The organism is Streptomyces sp. NPDC040622, from assembly GCF_055593965.1.
Genome location: NZ_JBVIXD010000005.1, coordinates 62,026 through 80,963, shown reverse-complemented (window position 1 = coordinate 80,963; position 18,938 = coordinate 62,026). Strand labels below are relative to the sequence as shown.

8 protein-coding genes and 1 pseudogene are annotated in these 18,938 nt (G+C 67.0%); 5 read left to right on the top strand and 4 right to left on the bottom strand.

The annotated features are described in order from the left end of the window. Positions 1-114 precede the first annotated feature (114 nt). Positions 115-660 carry an ATP-binding protein gene (locus tag ACZ592_RS15170; protein WP_471581996.1) on the top strand — a complete coding sequence of 182 codons (546 nt, stop codon included), beginning with the start codon at positions 115-117 and terminating at the stop codon, positions 658-660. A 1,330-nt stretch (positions 661-1,990) separates the two neighbouring features. On the opposite strand, the gene ACZ592_RS15165 is transcribed toward ACZ592_RS15170, so the two are convergent. Continuing rightward, positions 1,991-2,956, bottom strand: coding sequence for a restriction endonuclease (locus tag ACZ592_RS15165; RefSeq protein ID WP_471581995.1), 966 nt, complete (start codon positions 2,954-2,956; stop codon positions 1,991-1,993). 626 nt (positions 2,957-3,582) lie between these two features. Here ACZ592_RS15165 and ACZ592_RS15160 point away from each other — a divergent pair. The 4 genes from ACZ592_RS15160 (at position 3,583) to ACZ592_RS15145 (ending at position 15,744) form a co-directional block, all read left to right on the top strand. Then, positions 3,583-3,738 (top strand): hypothetical protein, encoded by a 156-nt coding sequence (locus tag ACZ592_RS15160; protein ID WP_471581994.1) that lies wholly within the window; start codon positions 3,583-3,585, stop codon positions 3,736-3,738. A gap of 682 nt (positions 3,739-4,420) precedes the next feature. Next, complete coding sequence (locus ACZ592_RS15155; RefSeq protein WP_471582449.1) at positions 4,421-8,164, top strand: LamG-like jellyroll fold domain-containing protein; 3,744 nt, start codon at positions 4,421-4,423, stop codon at positions 8,162-8,164. Positions 8,165-8,271: 107 nt separating this feature from the next. Then, positions 8,272-15,255 carry a polymorphic toxin-type HINT domain-containing protein gene (locus ACZ592_RS15150; protein WP_471581993.1) on the top strand — a complete coding sequence of 2,328 codons (6,984 nt, stop codon included), beginning with the start codon at positions 8,272-8,274 and terminating at the stop codon, positions 15,253-15,255. Between the two features lie 6 nt (positions 15,256-15,261). Further along, on the top strand, positions 15,262-15,744 hold the full coding sequence (locus tag ACZ592_RS15145) for a hypothetical protein (RefSeq protein WP_332885865.1): 483 nt from the start codon (positions 15,262-15,264) through the stop codon (positions 15,742-15,744). Between the two features lie 118 nt (positions 15,745-15,862). Here ACZ592_RS15145 and ACZ592_RS15140 read toward each other — a convergent pair. The 3 genes and pseudogenes from ACZ592_RS15140 to ACZ592_RS15130 all read right to left on the bottom strand — a co-directional run bounded on the left by ACZ592_RS15140 (position 15,863) and on the right by ACZ592_RS15130 (position 18,843). Then, a pseudogene (locus ACZ592_RS15140) lies at positions 15,863-17,171 on the bottom strand (tyrosine-type recombinase/integrase). After that, positions 17,171-17,398 (bottom strand): helix-turn-helix domain-containing protein, encoded by a 228-nt coding sequence (locus ACZ592_RS15135; protein ID WP_189702397.1) that lies wholly within the window; start codon positions 17,396-17,398, stop codon positions 17,171-17,173. Before ACZ592_RS15135 ends, ACZ592_RS15140 begins: the two are co-directional and overlap by 1 nt. Then, positions 17,398-18,843 (bottom strand): replication initiator, encoded by a 1,446-nt coding sequence (locus ACZ592_RS15130; protein ID WP_365597173.1) that lies wholly within the window; start codon positions 18,841-18,843, stop codon positions 17,398-17,400. Before ACZ592_RS15130 ends, ACZ592_RS15135 begins: the two co-directional genes overlap by 1 nt. Positions 18,844-18,938 lie beyond the last annotated feature (95 nt).

Genomic DNA, 18,938 nt, shown 5'->3' with positions numbered 1-18,938 from the left:
CAGACGTACTTACGATTGTACTTGCAGATGTGCTTGCAGATGTAAGTACGCCACATCACCATGGGTGCAGGGGACCTATTGCGCCAAGTTCCCTTTCAGGTAGGGGGAGTTCTGATGACGGAAACCATGGGCTGGACCGCCGGCCTGGCCCTTGACTGCGACGTTCTTTCCTACTCCGCCTGCTGCCTGCTGGTGGACAGTGCCGAGTCCAGGGAGGCGGCCCGTGATTTCGTCGGGTCGACGCTGGAGAACTGGGAGTTGTACGAGCTGGCCCCCCGGGCCCGCGCGGTCGTCGACGAGCTGGTCGTCAACGCGCTGGCCCACGGACCGCGACAGCTCTGCCCGCAGCCCTTCCCGAGTGCGGGGATGGTGACCCTGCTCCGCGACGGACGCGACCTCACGTGTGCCGTCTTCGACCCCGGCACGGCCACACCGCGCCTGTCCGGCAGGGGAGTCGGCCTGCGGGTCGTCGAAGCGGCGAGCGACGTGTGGGGCTGGACGGCCCCGGGGCCGTACGGCAAGGCGGTCTGGAGCTACTTCGGCGGCTCCAGCACCGCCCCCGTCATGCCCGAGCCGCTGGTCGAGCAGTTGTTGATGATGGTGGAGATCTATACGGGCACCAGCGATCCACGAACCGTCACGGCCCAGCCCACGTCCTGACCGGGCCGGCACGGCAGGGACGATTCGCCTCGACGGCGGGCGCCCTGCCGTCCGCGGCACGGACCGGCATGCCGCTGCCTCGTCGCGCGCGCCACGGCGCCCATCCTCATGACGCGGGGAGGCGAGCGCGGGCATCCCGCGGGACTTGACCCGGTGGAGTTCCGTCGGCGCGTGCAGCCGCCGGATGTGATGCTCATCGCCGGGTCGGACGAACGTCGGATGCACGGCCCGTGCGTCCACGACACGCCACCCCGAGCCCTTCCGAATCACCCGTCCTGCACGGCGTGCCCCGAAGGGCTTCCCGCCTCGTACGGGAAGCCCGACGGGGGGCGGAGTCAGGGCCTTCGCGGAGAGGCGAACCCACTTCACCGGGCCCCCGAGCGTGAGAGCTGAGCTCTCGCCCATACCGGGTGCGTTGAGACCGGGTCTGAATTCCACGGATTCTCAGGTGCTGCTCGTCTTGCTCGGCGGGCCTCTGCCAGTGGTGGCCATGGCAGAGGCGGGTCCACCGCCTCACGGAGCTTCTCAAGGGCCGCCGGGTGCGTCTGTACGATGCTCGCGCGTCGTGCTTCACCTCCTGGCCGACACGGGCGTGGCCGACCACGTCCTTGCGCGGCGGGTCTGACACGCGAACGTGAAGACCACGAGGAAGTGGTATGTGAAGCCGTCTGCCGAGGATCTTCGCGAAGCCGCCACAGTGTGGGGCGGCTTGCACGGGTCCGCAACCCGAGCCCGTCAGATTTTGTGAGATGTGAGAACGTGCAGGACGTGAGTGAGACACCGGCAGACACCCTGCAATACCGCTTCGACGGGCCAGAAGACGCACCCGTCCTCATCCTGGGTGCCTCACTGGGTACGACCTGGCACATGTGGGCGAATGCGTCTCGTGGTGTCTAGGTAATCCAGGTCGGGAGTGTTTGCCCTGCTTGGGTCCTTGTGGTTCAGGTGCGTCGACGCTGTTGGTGACTCGCGTGTGACTGCTGTGACTGCTGTGGACCCCTGTCGGCTTGCATCCGCGGCGGTCCCTCGTGCGTCAGGTTTAGGCTAGGAACGCGTTCGAAACGCTCGGCCCGGATCCTGGCGAGGCCGTTGCACCGCTTCCTGTGGTCGGGTGTGCCTCTGATTGCCTGCTCGACTTCCTCGTGGGCGCTCGTGTCGCGTCTGGCGTCCAGGTGCGCCCGTCTGCCGAATTCGGTACAGCCCCAGCCCTGGTCAGCGCAGGTCGGCTCCGGATGCCCAGGTGTCACAACGGCTGGGGTCCTTGCCCCGCTCCGGCGGTGGCTGGCGCAGTGACGCGCATGTGAAGTCTTGCTCCTGGGTCAGGGGTGATTCAGAAGTCGGTGCCCAGTACGGCGAGGGGGCGCCGGTCGAGCTGAGCGATGCGGACCTTCTCGCGCAGCCAGTGTGCGACTTCACCTTCCTGTTCGAGCAGGAGGACGAGTTCTCGTAGTTCACCGAGAACGATCACTCGCTGGTTCAGGGCCCGCTCGCTTTCCTTGATCGCCGGCCCGGTGAACCCGGAGGCCGATATGAACAGCGCGCGGACTTCCGAACGTCCGTAGACCCGAACGAGGTGGCGGCTCATTGCGTTGATCTCGACGGGTTCGCCCCGCCACTTGATTTCCACGAGGTACTGGGCCCCGTCCATTTCCAGCGCGCCGTCGATCTGCTCGGCCACATGGCCGTCCTCGTCACGCAGGAGGAAGGATTCCCTGATCAGGACCCCCTCGGCCTTGAACAAATCGTTCAGTACGTCTTCGAGGGCGGTGCCCCGCTTCCGCGGGTCCGCTTCGTTGCAGAGTTTGGCGAGTCGGCCGCGAAGTGCTTGAAACTCCGCGCGCCGCCGAGCCAGACGTTCCGACTCGGCGGTGCGTGCCGCGAAGCGTGCTGCCCGTTCATCGTCACGCGCCTGGCTCATCCTGGTGAATGAGTCCTTGACGTTCACCAGGCTTCGCACGTTTGCCTGCAACCCTTGTGCCGGTAGTCGATCGTCCGGCCACAGTGTGGAGAAGTCCTCGAACTCGATCGCCCGCTTGAGCAGCTCTCGTCGAACCCTCAGGCCGGCGTCGCCTTGCTCGTTGATCTGACTGAGCACGGTACGAACAATCTTGTATTTGCTAATCGTTGATCTGTCAGCGGCGAGCTGCTGCCGGTGGGCGGCGAGCAGCTGCTCACTGACGCCCGCTCCGCGCAAGAACCCGAGGACTCCGTCCTTGCTTCGGCTCAGCCGTGGCACCAGCTCGATCAGAAGCTCCAACAGCTCGGGAGGCCAGTGGTAGGCGTCATCGTGGGCCATTCGATATCCGCACCTTCACGTCGCAGCCGTTTCGCAGGCCCTTGCGGCCTGCGCTCGATCGGAACAGTGCATCCTTCAAACCTGATTGTGCAGCGCGCGTATCAACTTGAACCCGGTTTCACGCGATAGAGCACGTCCAGCTCGCGCACTACCGGCTCCTCGTTCCGTGGAAGGTGCAGACAGCTGTCACGGGCACGGACACACGGCCTGGCCTTCGTCGAGGGGGGCGACCGTGACCCCTGTCGACAGCTCGCCCTTGAACATCGGGCCTACCGGTTCGTCCTGAGCGTGCACGATGCCGCGCGTGCCCGAACGTCGGCCGTGGCCCCGGGCCTTGGACCACCGGATCACGTTTGGGGGAATGCCCCGGATGTCTAGCGGCTCGGTGCGGTCATGGGGGGAGGTCGAAGTGCCGAACAGGTACGTGAAACTCGCGGGGTTCGACCGAGACCTGGACTTGACCAAGCCGGATCTTGGAGTGGCAGGCGGGGTCGTGCTCCTGGAACGCTTGTTGGCAGACCGCCGATTGCCCGTAGCCGTGCGCGGTCTCACATGTGCGGAGATCTGCGAAACACTTGTTCGGGCGGGCTCTACCGTGACGCTCCTGCGGAACACGAGGGGGCGACATGCGCAGGGTGGAACTCACAGATCAGGCAGAGGGCGTGATGGAGGCGCTGCCGGACGACGCACACGAGATGGTGCTTGCCCTCATCGACGCGGTGGCCGACACCGCGGCTGCGCAACCAGTCGCAGCGGTCACGGTGTTCGGGGCATCAAGCTGAGTCACGTGCACCGTGGGGAGCGATGTTGTCGAGGTGCTCGACATCAGGTGGATGTGATGACGCCAGGAGGAGGCGGTGAGGGGCGTACGTGAGCTGAATCCGGCGGCGTCGAGCGGACGAAGCTGCTTCGGGGGAGCCGGCCTGCTGGAGCCTCCACTGAGTTTGGATGCTCTTCTGCTGCGGACACATGAGGCGGTCGTCAGACCAACGTTGGGTAATCGTACTGGTCGGGCGGTTTGTAGGGGTGGCTGGTTCTCGTTGGTGCAGACCATGAGCTGAGAGGCCTCCTTGCCGGGCTCTGGTGCCTGGACTACCGGCTGTCTCTGGTGTTCTCCGTCCACGCTTTCGGTGGGTGGGGGCGCCCGTCGGTGACTGAGCGCCCATGGCGGGTTCCACACGGGTGGCTCTCCACTAGCAACTACTCTGAGTAGTTTCCTGGCGTCAGCACCCCAAAGGGGCAAGTGGGCCATTTGCCGCCGTTTCTCCTGCTTACGACCGCCTGAATGCGGGAAATTGTGGCCCAGTTCACATTGACGCAGGGAACTGTTGAGGCGTTGACTCGCCCAGTCTGTAAACAACTGGTGACTCTGGGGTGGGGACTGTGGAGTTGAGGCGGGGGCACGGCTATGCTGGCGCGCGAAGACAGTCACGTTGCGTGATCGGAGGGGTGGCGACAGCGGCGATGCTGCTGTCGCTTTTGCCGTCCGTGGCGCATGCGGCAGTCGCTCGGACGCCTGCGGGCCCTGAGACACCCGGGGTGAGCGAACAGACCGCTTCCCAGCGGGCCGTGGCCTCAGGGGAGCCGGTCGAGGTGACCGAGGAGCGCACCGAGTACACGACGACGATGGCGAACCCGGACGGCACCTTCGTCATCACGCAGGCCACCGAGCCGCAGCGGGCCCGGACCGCGGACGGGGGCTGGCGGGGCATCGACGTCACCCTGGAGAAGCGCTCGGATGGCACGGTCGGCCCGAAGTCGGCCGTTGTCGACCTGTCCTTTTCCGGCGGAGGCCGCGGCGCGGACATGCTGCGGCTGGGCCGCGAAGGCCAGCGCCTGAAGCTGGGCTGGCCAAGTGCTCTCCCCACGCCGTCTCTTGACGGGGCGACAGCTACCTACGCGGATGTACCGATCGAAGGCGTGGACCTGCAGCTGACTGCGACGGCCGAGGGCTACCGCGAGGTACTGGTGGTCAAGACGGCCCAGGCCGCGGCCAGTCCCGACCTGGAGAAGGTCAAGCTCACCGCCAGGGGAGAGGGGCTGAGCCTGGTCCCCGGTGAGGGCGGTGGTTTGCGGGCCGTCGACGCGGACGGCAACGCGGTGCTCCGCGGCCCGGCCGGGCAGATGTGGGACTCCGCCGGCGACACGGCTGAGCAGCCCCGACCGCAATCACGGCCGGTGAAGGCCGCCGCTGGGCAGGCCGAACCGGACACCACAGAGCCCCCGGCTCATCCCGGCGAGGGCGATGCCAGCGCCGAACTCCCGGTGAGCGTCGGCGACGGCACGGTCTCGGTCTCGCCGGACCTGGATCTGCTGCGGGGCAAGGACACGGTCTATCCGGTGTTCATCGATCCGTCGGTGGGGCTGGGCAAGTCGGAGTGGACGAAGCTGTCGTCGGACGGCGACAAGTTCTGGAAGTTCAGCGAGCCCAAAGGTGTGGGCCGCTGCGGCATCGCCGACGGCTACTACTGCAGCACCAGCGGCTATACCGACCGGATGTACTTCGAGTTCGGGGCGTCCAAGCTGTCCGGCAAGCAGGTCCTGGATGCCACCTTCCGCGCCTATGAGACGTGGTCGTTCAACTGCACCCCGTACTGGGTGGACCTGGAGCGCACCGACAACATCACTGAAGGCACGCGCTGGCCGGGCCCCAAGCGGTTGGATCAGATGGGTGACCGCTACGTCTCCGCGGGCCGCGGGGACCTGTGCAGCCCGGACCAGCCCAACTCCTGGGTGGAGTTCAATGACAACCCCGACGAGAAGGATGAGAACCTCACCTCCACGGTTCGCTCCCTCGCGGACGGCAAAATCGCCCGGCTGACCCTGATGCTGCGGGCCAAGGACGAGGGCGAGCCGCGGGCCTGGAAGCGCTTCGACTCCAACGCCGAGCTCAAGGTCTGGTACGTCCACAAGCCTGGCGTGCCCACTTCAGTCGGCGCCATCCCGGGCGCCGGGACCAAGGCCTACTGCCGCCCTTCATCTGCACCGTTGACGGTGACCACGGCGACACCGACGGTGCAGGCCCGGGTGCAGACCAAGGTCGAGCAGCACCAGGGCGAGGAGGAGGGCTACCTGCAGGCCGAGTTCGTCATGCAGCGGTCCAGTACCGACACGGCATCGGGTAGTTGGTCCGAGGTGTGGAAGGACTATGAGCCGGATGCGGGATGGCATCCGGACGGCGCGCTGGAGAAGACGGTCACGTCGAAGCGGGCCGATGGCGGGCTCTACCGGTTCAAGGCCCGCACCCAGTCGCACTGGAATTACAACGGCAGAGATGGGGATCTGTTCTCGCCGTACTCCTCCTGGTGCTACCTGCGGATCGACTCCACCGCGCCCAAGGCACCGAGCATCGTCACTGGCGCCCCCTACACCGAATGTACGACCAACGACTGCGCCGCACACGGCGGTCCGGGCCAGCCGGGCAGCTTCACCTTCAAGCCGAACACGGCCGACAGGGACGTGAAGGCCTACCGGTGGCGGCTGCTGACCTCGGACGCGGACGAGACGAAGACGGTGAACGCGGCCACCACGAACGCCCCGGTGACCGTCAAGAACGTCAAACCCGGCCTGCCGGGCACCCAGACCCTCGCCGTGGAGGCCAGCGATCTGAAGCTGGACAAGGACGGAAGGGTGCGCTGGGGGCCGCCGGCTGAGTTCGCCTTCAAGGCCAGCCTCTCCTCGGGCCCCACCGGACGCTGGCGCTTCGACGACGGCGCCCCGGGATCGGGGCTGATGACGGCCAAGGACACCGGTGAGACCGGCACCCGTCACGACGCGGTGCTGCGTGATGAGGCCGGGACCGGATGGTCGACCATGGGCAGGCGCGGCGCCGGCGACTTCGCGCTGCGGCTCAACGACAACCTCAACGACCCCGCCCAGCAGGTCGGCTACGCCTCCACGGACGGGGTGCCGGTCAACTCCCAGGACTCCTTCACGGTGTCCGCCTGGGCCTACCTCACCGACGCCTCCGCCAACCGCACCGTGCTGGCGGCTCCCGGCGAGCATGGCTCGGCATTCACTCTCTACTACTCGGCCACCCACAAGCGGTGGGTGTTCAACCGCACCGACCAGGACAAGGACGGTCCGGTCTACATCCGCTCCATGGCGGACGCGCCCAACCCTCCGCTGAAGGTCTGGACCCATCTGACGGGGGTCTACGACACCCAAGACGACGGGGACAAGAGCAACGACACCATCCAGCTCTTCGTCAACGGCCGTGCTCAGGGACCTCCGGTCGTGTTGGCGGACGCGGCGGCCACCTACACCCCGTGGCCGGCCGACCGGAACCTGATGGTCGGCCGCTCCAAGGTCGGCGGCAGCTACGGCGAGTACTTCCACGGCCGCATCGACGAGATCGCGACCTGGCAGGAGCCGCTGACCGCCGAGCAAGTCCGCGAGGAGAATCGGCTGCTGGCACGGAACGGAGCGCCGGCCAACGAACTGGTCGCCCACTGGGACGCCACCATCTCCTCCGGCAGCCAGGTCACCGAGAGCCCAGAAGATCCCGACGACCCGGGCAGCACCTCCTTCCCCTACCGCCGCGGCGCTCTGGCGCTGTCGGGATCGGGGGCCAAGCTGGCAGGGGAGGACGCGACCGCTCTCGTCCTGGACGGCGCCTCCGGCTACGCATCGGGGGCGGGCCCGGTGGTCGATGAGACCGGCTCCTTCACCGTCTCCGCGCGGGTGCGGCTGAACAAGGCGCTGCTGGCGGCCAAACCGGTCGGCTACCGAGGCCTGGCCGCCGGACAGGCCACCCCCGTGGGCAGGGAATCGTCCTGGGCACTGTGGGTGGAGAAGGTGTCCGCCGACGGCTACCTGTGGAAGTTCGGCCGCAGCACAGTGGATACCAGCGGCAAGGTGGTCGACACGGCCTTCGCGCCGGCCCAGGAGCCGGTCGGCGAGAAGGAGTGGGACACCTGGATGGACGTGACCGGCATCTTCGACGCGGGCCGGGACTTCACCGACGACACCGGCCAGCAGCAGTTCGGCCTCACCCAGCTCTACGTCGGCCCGTTCGTACAGCCAGGCGACGAGGACCCCGGCCTCGGCACACCGCAACAAGGCGGCGGCGCCCTCACCGCAGGCCGCGGATCGGCAAAGGGCACGACCGGCCACTACCTGCCGGGCGACCTGGCGAAGCTGCGCGTGTGGACCGGTGCGATGACACAGGACCAGGTGAACAGCCAAATCACGGAGCTCTCCACCTAGGCACTGGCTCAGCCCGTCCGCTCGCCAGCCCGCCTTGCCTACTTCTTGCTGCCCTTCCTTCGAGAGCGTGCGGCCCCAACCCGGGGCCGCACGCGAGGAGACGTGTGATGAACCTGCCTGCCTTCGGCCTGCCCCGCACGGTCGGTACGCAAAGACCCGCGCGGAAACGGACTCGGATCTGGCGGCGACGGATCGCAGTAGCGACCGGCTTCGCTCTGCTGTCCGGCATGCTGAGCCCAGTGGTGGCCGCCGCGGACACCGGCCCGCTGGGCCGACCGCAGCTGGAGGCGCCGCGCGCGTCCAAGGTCACCCCGCTCACCGCGAACGCGAGCAAGAAGAACCTGGCGGCGGTGGAGAAGTCCACGACGGCCGACCACACCGCAGCCCGCCGCGCCCGTGCCGACCAGCGCCGCACCGTCACCTGGCCCAGGAGCGGAACAGCCACCCTGAGCATCCCCAAGGCGGGTAAGACCAAGGCGAATCCCGGATCCCTGCCGCTTACCCTCGCGGCACCGCAGCAGGCCAAGAACAAGAAGCAGACGGCCACCACGGACAGAGTCCAGGTACGGGTCCTGGGCCAGCAGGAAACCAGGAAGCTGGGCGTCAAAGGTGTCGCGCTCACCGTCACCGGCCCCACGAGCGGCGGCACGGCGCAACTGGGCCTGAACTACCAGGCATTCGCCTCCGCCTACGGCGGAGACTGGGCCGGCCGCCTGCAGCTGGCGAAGCTGCCCGACTGCGCGCTGGAGCACCCCGGCAAGGCCAACTGCCGCACCCACACTCCACTTGAATCCACCAACCACCGCAAGAACCAGCAGCTCACCGCACCGCTCACCTTCCCCGTCACAGCGCAGGGCGGCACCACCGGGAAGACGATGGTGCTGGCCCTGGCCGCCGGCACTCAGTCGGGGGCCGGCGACTACAAGGCCACCCCGCTGACGGCCTCCTCCACCTGGGAGGCGGGCGGCTCCTCGGGATCTTTCACTTGGTCCTACCCGCTGCGCACCCCGCCGGCCGCTGCCGGCCCCGAGCCTGACCTGTCGATTGCCTACGACTCCGGCAGCGTGGACGGCCGCACTGCCTCCACCAACAACCAGGGCACCGCGATCGGTGAGGGCTTCGACCTCACCTCCTCCTACATCGAGCGCAAGTACGGTTCCTGCGACGACGACGGCCAGGACAAGAAGTACGACCTGTGCTGGAAGTACGACAACGCCTCCCTGGTCCTGAACGGCCAGGCCGCCGAACTGGTCAAGGACGACACCAGCGGCACGTGGCGGCTGAGGAACGACGACGCCTCCACCGTCACCCACCGAACCGGCGCCGACAACGGCGACGACAACGGCGAGTACTGGACCGTGGTCACCGGCGACGGCACCACCTACACCTTCGGCCGGAACAAACTAGACGGCGCGGGAGCCGAGGAGCGCACCCAGTCGGTGTGGACGGCGCCAGTCTTCGGTGACGATGAGGGCGAACCCGGCTACGCCGACGGCAGCAGCTTCTCGGGCAGGGCCAAGAAGCAGGCCTGGCGCTGGAACCTCGACTTGGTCGAGGACACCCATGCCAACGCCATGACCTACTGGTACGTGGCCGAGCACAACAACTACGACAAGCTGGGCGACGACACCACCGGCACCGACTACACCCGCGGCGGCCGCCTCGAGGAGATCCGCTACGGCCAGCGCGCCGGCGCCCTCTTCTCCGCCAAACCCGCCGCCTCCAACAAGGTCACCTTCACCTACGCCGAACGCTGCCTGGCCAGCGGCACCGGCTGTGACGCACTGACCGAGGACAAGCGTGACAACTGGCCCGACGTGCCCTACGACACCGTCTGTAAGGACGGCGACAAATGCACCGGCAACGTCAGCCCGTCCTTCTTCACCCGCAAGCGCATGACCGGCATCACCACCCACGCCTGGGACGCCGCCGCGCCCACACCCGGCTTCACCCCGGTGGACGCCTGGGAGCTCAAGCAGCTCTACCTCGACCCGGGCGACACCGGCGACACCACCGACCAGTCACTGTGGCTGGACGAGATCAAGCACACCGGCAAACACGGCACCGACCTCACCCTGGACCCGGTCAAGTTCACCCACGTCTTCCTGCCCAACCGGGTCGACGGCGCATCCGACGACATTCTCTCCCTGGACAAACCCCGCCTGCGCACCGTCACCTCCGAAAGCGGCGCGCAGACGATCGTCTCCTACGCCCCGGCGGACTGCGTGGCCGGGCAGACCATGCCCAAGGTGGATGAGAACACCCGCCGCTGCTACCCGGTGTACTGGTCACCCAACGGCGAGAAGACCCCTGTCCTGGACTGGTTCCAGAAGTACCCCGTCACCGCCGTCTCCACCACCGACCCGCACGGCGGCTCGGAAGCCGTCCAGCACACCTACCAGTACTCCGGCGGTGGCGCCTGGCACTACGACGACGACCCCATGACCCCGGCCAAGGAACGCACCTGGTCGATCTGGCGCGGCTACGGCAAGGTCACCCACCTCACCGGCGACAAGGACAGCGCCCAACTCAAAGAGGTCAGCCTCTATCTGCGGGGCATGCACGGCGACCGGGTCCTCGGCCCGGACGGGAAGACCCCCGATGCGGACAAGCGCAAGAGCGCCAAGGTGACCGGCATCAAGGCCGCCGAAATCACCGACTCCGACCAGTACGCCGGCTTCGCCCGCGAAAGCGTCACCTACAACGGCGACACCGAGGTCTCCGGCACCATCAACGACCCGTGGTCAAAGCGAACCGCCACCCAGCACAAGTCCTATGCCGACACCGAGGCCTACTACGTCCGCACCGTCGCCAGCCACGCCCGCACCAACATCACCAGTACCGCAACACCTCGCGATCGCACCCGCACCACCAAGACCACCTACGACGACTACGGCATGGCCGACACCGTCGAGGACACCGGCGACAACGCGATCCCGGGCGACGAGACCTGCACCCGCACCTGGTACGCCCGCAACGACGACAACGGCATCAACTCCCTGATCTCACGCACCCGCACCGTCGCCAAGCCGTGCGCCGTCGCTGATGCGGACCTGGACCTGCCGGCCGACTCCGACAAGCCCGGCGATGTGATAGCCGATACGGCCACGGTGTACGACAACCCGGCCGCGACCGTGTGGTCGGCCTCCCAGAAGCCCACCAAGGGCGAGGACACCTGGAGAGGCCGGGCCAAGTCCTACACCACCGGCAACACTCCGGCCTGGCAGAAGACGGTCGCCACCAGTTATGACACTCTCGGCCGCCCTCTGACGGTCAAGGACACCAACGACCTGACCATCGCGACCACCAACTACACGCCTGTTGTTGCGGGCCCGCTTACCTCGAGCAGCATCACCAATGCCAAAGCGCACAAGGACACCACCGATGTGGACTTCGCCACCGGGTCCACGGTGAGAACAACCGATGCCAACGGCAAGGTCGCGGAGAAGGCGTACGACAGCCTGGGCCGAGTCATCAAGGTGTGGCTGCCCAACCGCTCCAGGGCGCTGGGCAAGACCCCCAACTACGTATACGACTACAAAGTCACCAGCAAGAACCTCTCCTGGCTGTCCACCGGCACGCTCAAGGGCGACGGCTCCGGCTACAACACCACCTACGAGTTCTACGACTCCCTCCTGCGGGCCCGCCAGTCCCAGACTCCGACCCCGGTCGGCGGCCGCCTCGTCTCGCTGACGCTCTACGACGACCGGGGCCTGGCCAGCAGTGCGCAGCGCGACATCTGGGACAACACCTCGGCCCCCTCCGCCACCCCGGTCCAGACCGAGGGCAGCCAGGCCCCGATCCAGACCGACACCACCTTCGACGGTGCAGGACGTGCCACCAAGGCGGTCACCAAGAACTACGGCGTCACCCGCTGGACCACCCACACCACCTACAGCGGCGACACGACGGTCACCAGCGCCCCTGACGGCGGCCAGGCGACCGCCGAAGTCACCAACGCGCTCGGGCAGGTGACGCAGCGCCGCGAGTACGGTGGCCCGCAGCCCACCGGCACCGACTTCACCACCACTGACTACACCTACACCCCCGGTGGTCAGCAGGACACAGTCACTGGCCCCGACGGTGCCAAGTGGGCCTACACCTACGACCTCTTCGACCGCCGGGTCACCTCCCAGGACCCGGACACGGGCACCACCAGCACCACGTACGACTCCCTCGACCGGCCCGTGAGCGTCACGGACATGGAGAAGAGAACACTCCTGTCCGGATACGACGACCTGGGCCGCAGGACCGGCCTGTGGCAGAAGGAGAAGACGAACGCCAACAAGCTCGCCGCCTGGACCTTCGACACCCTGGCCAAGGGCCAAGAAGACACGGCTGTGCGCTACGACGGCGGCACGAGCGGCAAGGCGTACACCCAGAAGGTCAATCGGTACGACAGCCTCTACCAGGTCATGGGCAGCGAACTGACGCTGCCCGAAGACGACCCGCTCGTGCAGGCGGGCGTGCCCAAGACGCTCTCCTTCACCACCGGCTACCGCTTGGACGGCACGGTCAGCCAGGCTTCCCAGCCCGCGGTAGCGGGCCTGGCATCCGAGACGCTGGGCTACACCTACAACGCCACCGGCCAACTGCTCACTGCCCAGGGCACCAGCGGCTACCTGCAGGGCGCGGCCTATTCCCCGCAAGGAGACCTGCGTCAGCTCACCCTCGGGATGAGCGGCGGAACCTCAGCCAAGAAGGCCTACCTCAACCACGACTACGAACCCGGCACGCGCCGCCTGACCCGCTCGTACGTCACCGACGACGTCCACGGCTACATGCCGCAGGAACTCAAGTTCACGCAGGACGACGCCGGCAACGTCACCTCCATCTTCGACGCCACCACCCAGGGCGGCACCGCCAAGCCTGACTACCAGTGCTTCTCGTACGACGGTCACCGCCGTCTCACCGAAGCGTGGACCCCCAAGACGGCCGACTGCGCGGCCGCGGGCCGGACGACAACCAATGTCGATGGCGCCGCACCGTACTGGACCAGCTACACCTACAACCAGTCCGGCCAGCGCAAGACGGAAACACAGCACGCCAGTTCCGGCGACCAGACCACCCAATACACCTACCGCACGGATCAGAACCAGCCGCACCCGCTCGTCAAAACCGAGCGGGCCGGAAAGATCCAGACCTACACCTACGACAAAACCGGCAACACCACCTCCCGCCCCGACGGCACCGCTCAGCAGAACCTCACCTGGAACACCGAGGGCAAGCTCGCCCGGACCACCGAAGGCCCGGCCCAGACGGACTACCTGTACGACGCGGACGGTGAACTCCTCATCCGCCGCGCCAAGGGCGACGGCGATACCGTCCTCTACCTGGGCGCCACCGAGGTGCGCCTCACAGCCAAGGGCGCCAGCAACTCCCTCTCCGGTTCCCGCTACTACACAGCCAGCGGCCAGACCATCGCCGTCCGCACCGCCACAGCAGGCACCTCAGGCACCAAACTCAGCTTCCTGGCAGCCGACCACCACGGCACGTCCAGTCTCGCCCTGGACGCCACTACATACGCTGTCACCGAGCGTCACTCCACTCCCTTCGGAGCCTCCCGTGGAGCGAAAGCCGCCAACTGGCCGGACGACAAGGCGTTCCTCGGCAAACCCGCAGACGCCACCACGGGCCTGACCCACATCGGAGCCCGCGAATACGACCCGGGCATCGGCCAGTTCATCAGCGTTGACCCCCTCCTGACCCTCAGCCAGCACCAATCCCTCAACGGCTACGCGTACGCGGACAACAGCCCCGTCACCTCCAGCGACCCCACCGGACTCACCAAGCTGCCCCCGCTCGGCGGCGGACACGAACGCGACCGGCAGAAGGACTTCATCGATTCGCATGCCTCACCGGACTTCGGATCCGGACAGTCCTGGGGAGACAAGTACCCAGACTTCCCCGGCGGCACTGCTCACACCAGCAGCGCCGGCGGATACATCACCAGCCGAAACGCCGCACAGTGCTCCCTGAACATCTGCAGGCCAGTCATCCCCGGGCCGGGCGATGCCTACTTCAACACGGAATACGACGGCACTCGCTCAGGCAGTGGAGAGCTATTCGACATCGTCGGATTCATGAAGAGTGCAGTTCTCCCCGACTTCAAGGCATGGAAGGGATGCTTCAGTGATTTCGGGTTCAGTGCGGACTGCGGCAGCACTATTTCGGATCTGCCCATCCCTGGAGCCAAAGCGCTCGCGTTTCTGAAGCTGCGCAAACTGGCGAAGGCGAAGAAGGCTGACGGTGCGGTTGAAGAGGCGAGTGATGATGCACGAAAGGCCAAGGGTTCTGGCCGCGTAAAGTGCGACCAGTGTTTCCTGGCGGGAACCGATGTCCTCATGGCCGACGACACCACGAAGAACATTGAGGACGTCGAACTCGGCGACAAGGTAATGGCAACCGATCCGGAGACAGGTGAAACGGGTCCACGCGAAGTGGTCCGCCTCATCGTCACCGAAAATGACAAGTACTTCAACACGCTTTCGATCGCTACAGATAGCGGTATCGAGAAGCTCACTGCCACACACGAGCACCCGTTCTGGTCCCCATCCGAAGAGGAGTGGGTCGAAGCTGGCTCCCTGAAGCAGGGGATGACACTCCTCACCGATGACGGAAGTACCGTCATCGTCACAGGCAACCACGCTTTCACTCGGCATGCCCGAACCTACAACCTTACGGTTGAGGGCCTGCACACGTACTATGTGCTGGCAGGGGAGACGCCGGTCCTCGTTCACAACAGCAATGGGAACTGTGGCGTCACGTATCTCGCAGCCAAGATTGATGTTGAGAACCTTTCGATGACCAAGACCGTCGAAAACCACACCTGGGACATTGCTGGTACTCGGGATGTCGATGCCCCCAACTTCGGTAAGGCTGCACGCCCTTACATGAACGGCAACAATGGGCAGCTCCTTCGGGGAATCATGGAGGGATCCGCACCCAGGATGGATTCCCGTGGCGCTCCTGGGGTTGTCGAGTGGAGAACGCCCGGAGCGATGAACGGAAGCAACGGGATCTGGGAGCTCAACATCGACGCAAATTCCAACAGGATCGTTCACTTCCTCTTCAAGAGCACAAAAGGCTAGGCCGAAATGAAATTCTCCATCCAAGACGGATCTCCTCTTGAGGGTGTTCTCACCTATGACGAGTCCGAGTACGGATTCTCCTTCAGTGCGCAGAGCGGGGAGTCGTTGAGCGAGAGGCTCGGCTCGAAGGGGGTTGCAAGTGTGCTGATCGGCACGCTCCAACTTGAGGTCGATATTGAGTCTCGGGAAGTTCTGTTCGCCTGGGGATACTTCCCAAACGTTCGGGGTGTGGTGGCCGAGTTGATTGCTCCACAGTTCAATCCCGGACGGGTATTCATCTCGTCAGACCACTCCTTCGAGCCTGGGGTTTCTTTCGAGGTCCCTGGAGACAGGTGGCGGGTTTCGTATGATCCTTCCTCCGGGTGGGTCGCCATTCGTCTGAACAATGCCGTCGGCGCTAAGTTTGTCCAAATCGCTAGCGGAACTGTATTGGGCGTCGACAATGGTGATCTGGTTTCGGTCTGGCTCAATCCTGTTTTTGCAGAGTGACAGGCGATGAGGCGGACGGGTAAGTAGAAGATCCGTTAGCAGCAGCAAAAATGAAGCCCCGCCAGGTGCGTCCTGGCGGGGCTTCTGCGGTGCGTGACGGCAGTAGTTGACGGCAACGTCAGCGGACGGGGACGGCGGAGGGTGGCGGTTCATCGCCTTCGTCCCGGGCCGTATGGCTGCTCTCCGGGCTGCCGAGCGCGGTGCCGAGGGCGTCGAATGGCGTCGCGCTGGAGGCGGAGTCGGACGTGGGCGTAGACGGTGGCGGTGACGCCGATGTGGGCGTGGCCGAGGAGTTCCTTGATCACGACGAGTTCGATGCCCTGTTCCAGGAGGAGGGTGGCGGTGGAGTGGCGGAGGTCGTGGAAGCGGATGCGGCGGAGGCCGGCCTTGCGGAGGAGCGTGAGGAAGGCGCGGGTGAGGTTGGTCGGGTCGATCGGTCGGCCCTGCGCAGTGGTGAACACGTGCCCGTCGTGCCGCCACGTGGTGCCCGCGGCCTCATGTTCGCGCTGCTGCTGTTCGTGGTGGAGCTTCAGCGACTGGACGCAGCGGGTGGGAAGGGCGATGCGGCGCTCGGAGGCCCGCGTCTTGGTGGGCAGCGTAGTGAGCCCGCCTGCGGCGGTTCGCTGAAGGGTGCGGCGGACGGCGGCGGTGCCCGCGTCGAGGTCGAGGTCTTCCCAGTGCAGGCCGAGGAGTTCGCCCTTGCGGAGTCCGGTGTGGAGGGCGAGTTCGAACAACGCGTGCAGCCGGTGGCCCTGGGCGGCGGTGAGAAACTGCCGGGCTTCGTCGGCGGTGAGGGGTTCGAAGCGTCGGGGGCGGGGGGTGCCGGTGCGGACGTTACGGGCGACGTTGCGCGGGATCTCTTCCTCCCGTACGGCGTGCTCCAGGGCGGACTTGAGCACGGAGTGGATGTAGGTGAGCGTCAGCGGAGAGAGCAGCTTGTGGCAGCACCGGCCGGCGGCACAGCAGCGGGGCTCATTGCGCCGGGCGTCGAGGCCGCGCGTGCAGCACTGGCAGGTGGTGCGGAGCTGGTTGAACCAGGTGCGGACGTCCTTCGCGGAGAGCTTGGCGAGCTTCTTCTTGCCCAGGCCGAGGATGAGGTACCGGTTGACGCAGGCGGTGTAGCGGGTGTGGGTGTTCTCGCGCAGGTGGTGGGCGGCCACGTTCTCCAGCCAGTACGTCAGGTACGCGGCCACGCTGCCCTGCGCGGTGGGGACGGGGAGGCCGCGGTTGCTGGCGGCGATCTTCTCGGTGAGCTTGGCCAGGGCGTCTTTGCGGGTAGTGCCGTAGACGCGGACGCGGCGGCGGGTGTTGCCCTGTGCGAGGACGTATCCGGCGGCTTCCCAGCGGCCGTCCTTGCGCTGGTAGACCGTTCCGTCGCCGTTGGCCCGTACGCGGCGGGAGGCGGGGGTGTCTCGGGGCGTGGTCATCAGGCGGCGGCTTCCTGTTCGAGGCGGGTGCGGATGAAGTCGGTGAGGGCATGGGTGGGGATGCGGCGGGCGCGGCCGAGGGTGATCGAGGCGAGTTGGCCGGAGCGGAGCAGGTCGTAGACGGCGGAGCGGCCGAGCTGGAGGCGGGCCATGACCTGGGGAACCGTCAGCAGCTCCTCCGGCGTACTCAGCGCCTGGTGGGGCGCGGCGGGCGCGTGCGTGGTCATCAGCAGCCCCCTTCGAACGCGAACTGGCGTGCCAGTTCTCTGCGGTGCCAGACGGCAGCGGCCAGGAGGGCGGCGCCGGGGCTGTAGCCGGTGCCGAGGTAGGCCCAGTGGCCGACGACGAGGGTGGTGTCCGGGTCGGGCTCGGGCAGGCTGGCGTGCTCGTGGACCTGTTCGGTGCGCCAGATGCGGCGGGCGTCGCGCAGCGCGCCGAGGGTGGTGGAGTAGCGGCGGGACTTGGTGGAGAAGTGGCCCCGGAAACCGAGCATGTGCGCCCACTTCCAGAGCTTGAGATCAGCGAACTCGGGCAGCCTGCCCAGCTCCCAGCAAGTGCGGATCATCTGCCGCACGTGCCGGGCGACGGCGAGCCGAGGCAGCGGCCGGGCCTGCCCGGTGCCGCCGCAGGCGGTGCAGGGGAGCGCGGCCCCGTGGGGCAGGAGGGTGGCGCCGCGTCCCTGGCAGGGGCGGCAGAACAGGGCGCGGTCGAGGGTGCCGGAGGCGTCGGCGGACTTGGTGGCGTACTTGGCCACGTAGGCGGCGACCGCTTGATCGGTGAGTTCGGTGTCGGTGCCGAAGGCGGCGATCTCGCGCACGTCGAGCTGTTCGCCCCAGGTGAGTTCGCGTTCCCCGATCGCGTCCGACACGACGGCCACTCGGACACGAAGGGCGGCGGCCCGGATGGCGTCAGCGAGCATGGCGACGGTGGCATACGGGGGCGGGGGCGTGGAGTTGCCGTCCGGGCCGTCGAGGCGGATCACGGCGTGGAAGTGGACCAGGCCGCGCTTCTGGTACTCGGCGACCTTGGCGAAGGACACGCGCAGGACCGTGCGGGCGGCCTTCTGGGTCATGCCGAGCCGGGCGGCGATCTCGCGGCGCAGGTAGGTGGTGAAGCGGGCCCACAGGGCGGAGGCGTGGGCGTTGAAGAGGATGGCGCCCGCGTAGTCGTAGGTTGCGGGGTTCAGTGGCGTGCCGAGCAGGGCGTCCGTGGGTTCGTGGAGCTTGCGGCAGCTGCAGGGCCGGGCATTCCCGCCGGGCGTGGTGGGGCGGTTGTGGACGGGGCCGAAGGAGGGGGCGGTGAGGGTGGCGAAGACGCGGGGGTGGGTGCGGACAGTGTCGGGCACGTTCTTGCCGCCGGACAGGCCGGCCCGGATGAGGTGGTAGGTGTCGGCGGCGTAGACGCGGGAGCAGGCCGGGCAGCGGGAGGCGCGGCGATTGCCGCATGCGGTGAGCAGGCTGCCCGTGGGCTCCCCGGAAGCGGTGTACGCGCGCAGTACCTCGCCGGTTGTGGTGTCGATGGTAGTGCTCTGGCCGGTCAGGCGGACGGGTTCGGTGCAGCCGCCGAGGTGTTCGATCTGCTGCTGTGCGCGGTCGAAGTCGGGGTGGTTGACGAGGTGGAGCAGGTCCCGCACGGCGGGGCTTGCCACGTGGCGCAGGTCCAGGGTGACCATTCGGGGCGTATCCCTTCTGTTCGGGGTGGGACCCGAGCAGCAACCGACCTTCAGGGAAGGCATGTTGGTGCTGCTCGGGGCATGACGAACCAGGC